The following is a 2,675-nucleotide window of genomic DNA, read 5'->3' as shown; positions in this document are numbered from 1 at the left end:
TGTTGGTGGAGTTTTCCCGGCAGCGTGGGTTGTCCGTTGACGGGCGGTGCAAGGCGTTCGCGGAGTCGGCCGACGGTACTGGTTGGGGTGAGGGTGCGGGGTTGGTGGTGCTCGAGCGGTTGTCCGACGCGCGTGCCAATGGGCATCGGGTGTTGGCGGTGGTGCGAGGTTCGGCGGTGAATCAGGATGGTGCTTCGAACGGTCTGACCGCGCCGAACGGTCCGTCGCAGCAGCGGGTGATCCGCGGGGCGTTGTCCAATGCCGGACTCACCGGTGCGGATATCGATGTTGTCGAGGGGCATGGTACGGGTACGAAGCTCGGTGATCCGATCGAGGCGCAGGCGTTGTTGGCCACGTACGGGAGGGAGCATTCTCAGGATCAGCCGTTGTGGTTGGGTTCGTTGAAATCGAATATTGGTCACACCATGGCGGCGGCCGGGATCGGTGGTGTGATCAAGATGGTGGAGGCATTGCGTCGTGGTGTGCTGCCTCCTACGTTGCATGTTGATGAGCCGACGTCGCATGTGGACTGGGGACCCGGGGGGGTCCGGTTGCTCACCGAGCTTCGTGAGTGGCCTTCGAGGGGGCGGCCGCGTCGTGCTGGGGTGTCGTCGTTCGGTATCAGCGGTACCAACGCTCATGTGATCTTGGAGCAGGCGCCCGGGGTGGAGCAGGTGTCCGGGGCCGGGTCGTCGGGGTCGTTGTCCTCGGAGCCGGTTGTGGATGTTGCGGCAGGGCCGGTCGGATGGGTGCTGTCGGCGCGGACGGAGGAGGCGTTGCGGTCGTACGCGGGGCGGATCGCGGCGGCCGTCGACTCCGGGGTGTCGGTCGTGGATGTCGCCGCGACGTTGGCGGCGCGTTCTGTGTTCGAGCATCGTGGTGCGGTGGTCGGTGCCACTCGTGATCAGTTGCTGGCGGGGTTGAGTTGTCTCGCGGATGGTGTTTCCGCCGAAGATGTGGTGACGGGGACGGCTGGTGCCGGTAATACGGTGTTGGTGTTTCCGGGGCAGGGTTCGCAGTGGGATGCGATGGCTCGTGATCTGTATGTGACGGCTCCGGTGTTTCGGGCCCGGCTCGATGAGTGTGCGCACGCTTTGTCTGTGTATGTTGATTGGGATCTGCTGGAGGTCTTGCTGACCGATGGTGGTGCGGCTTTGCTGACGCGGGTGGATGTGGTGCAGCCGGCGTTGTTCGCGGTGATGGTTTCTCTGGCGGCGTTGTGGCAGTCGCAGGGATTGCGGCCGGCCGCGGTGCTGGGGCATTCGCAGGGGGAGATCGCCGCGGCGTGTGTGGCCGGTGCGTTGTCGCTGGAGGACGCGGCGCGGGTCGTGGCGTTGCGTAGTCGGGCCATTCGTGCGCTGGCCGGGCAGGGTGGCATGGTTTCCGTCGCGCTGTCGGTCGGTCAGGTGCGGCCGCGCTTGCAGCGGTGGGAGGGTGATATCGGTATCGCCGCGATCAACGGCCCCAGTTCCACGGTGGTCTCGGGCAGCGCGCATGCCCTCGATCAGCTGGAGGCCGCTTTTGAGGCCGAGGGTGTACGTACCTGGCGAATCCCCGTGGATTACGCATCACATTCCCGACACGTCGACCAAATTCGTGATGAGGTGCTGGACCTGCTGGCGCCGATCCGCCCTCAGCACAGTGATGTCGACTTCTATTCCACCGTCACCGGGCAGCGGGTCGATACCACAGAATTGAATGCCGATTACTGGTTTCGTAATCTTCGCAGCACTGTTGAGTTCGAAGTCGCGACGAGGCTGTTGTTGGCAGACGGCTTCGACGTCTTCATCGAGTGCAGTCCCCATCCCGTTCTGGTTCCCGGTGTGCAGGAGACCATTGACAGTGCGGACAGGTCCGCCCGCAGTATCGGGACGTTGCGTCGGGACAAGGGTGACCTGAGCTGTTTCCTGCGTTCCGCCGGTGATGCCTTCACCGCCGGTGCCACCACCCACTGTGTTCCCGCGCATCAGCGTGGTGGCCGTCATGTGACCTTGCCCACCTATCCTTTCCAGCGGGCGCGTTACTGGCTCGGTCCCGACGCCGGCCGACGTGATGTCGGTGCTGTCGGACTGACGGCGGCGGGTCATCCACTGCTCGGTGCTGTCACCGAGGGTGCCACCAGCATGGTCTTCAGCGGCCGGATCTCCCTGGCCACCCATCGGTGGCTGGCCGACCACGAGGTTGCCGACACGATCGTGTTGCCCGGTGCCGCCTTCGTCGAGTTGGCGGTGCATGCCGCCGACCGGGTCGGTTGCGGCAGCATCCGTGAACTGACCGTGCAGACCCCGCTCGTCCTGCCCGAATACGGTGCGATACGGCTGCGGGTGGAGGTGGGCGAGGCCACCGCGGGTGACGGCGCACGTTCGATCCGTATCGACGCACGCCCCGACACGAGCGCCGACACGTCCTGGACCTGTCACGCGACGGGCGTCCTGGACGTCGATACGCCTGTCCCGGACTGGGATCTCACCGCCTGGCCCCCCGCCGGCGCACAGCCCGTCGACATCTCCTACGACACCCTCGCCACATACGGATACCACTACGGCGCAACCTTCCAAGGGCTGCGTCAGATGTGGCGTCACAACGACCACATCTACGCGGAGATCGACCTTCCCACCGACCCCGACACCTACAACATCCACCCCGCACTGCTCGACGCCACACTCCACGCCGCA

The 2,675-nt window shown here is 65.3% G+C and carries 1 protein-coding gene; it reads left to right on the top strand.

What is annotated here, in order from left to right:
- Positions 1-5: 5 nt before the first annotated feature.
- Positions 6-2,675: type I polyketide synthase (locus ACIO1C_RS35910; RefSeq protein ID WP_401872023.1), on the top strand; the 2,670-nt coding region annotated here is incomplete at its 3' end.

It is taken from the genome of Streptomyces sp. NPDC087420, assembly GCF_044744165.1.
GTDB lineage: Bacteria > Actinomycetota > Actinomycetes > Streptomycetales > Streptomycetaceae > Streptomyces.
The sequence above is the reverse complement of the archived record's forward strand: the minus strand, read 5'-3'. Positions and strand labels throughout refer to the sequence as shown.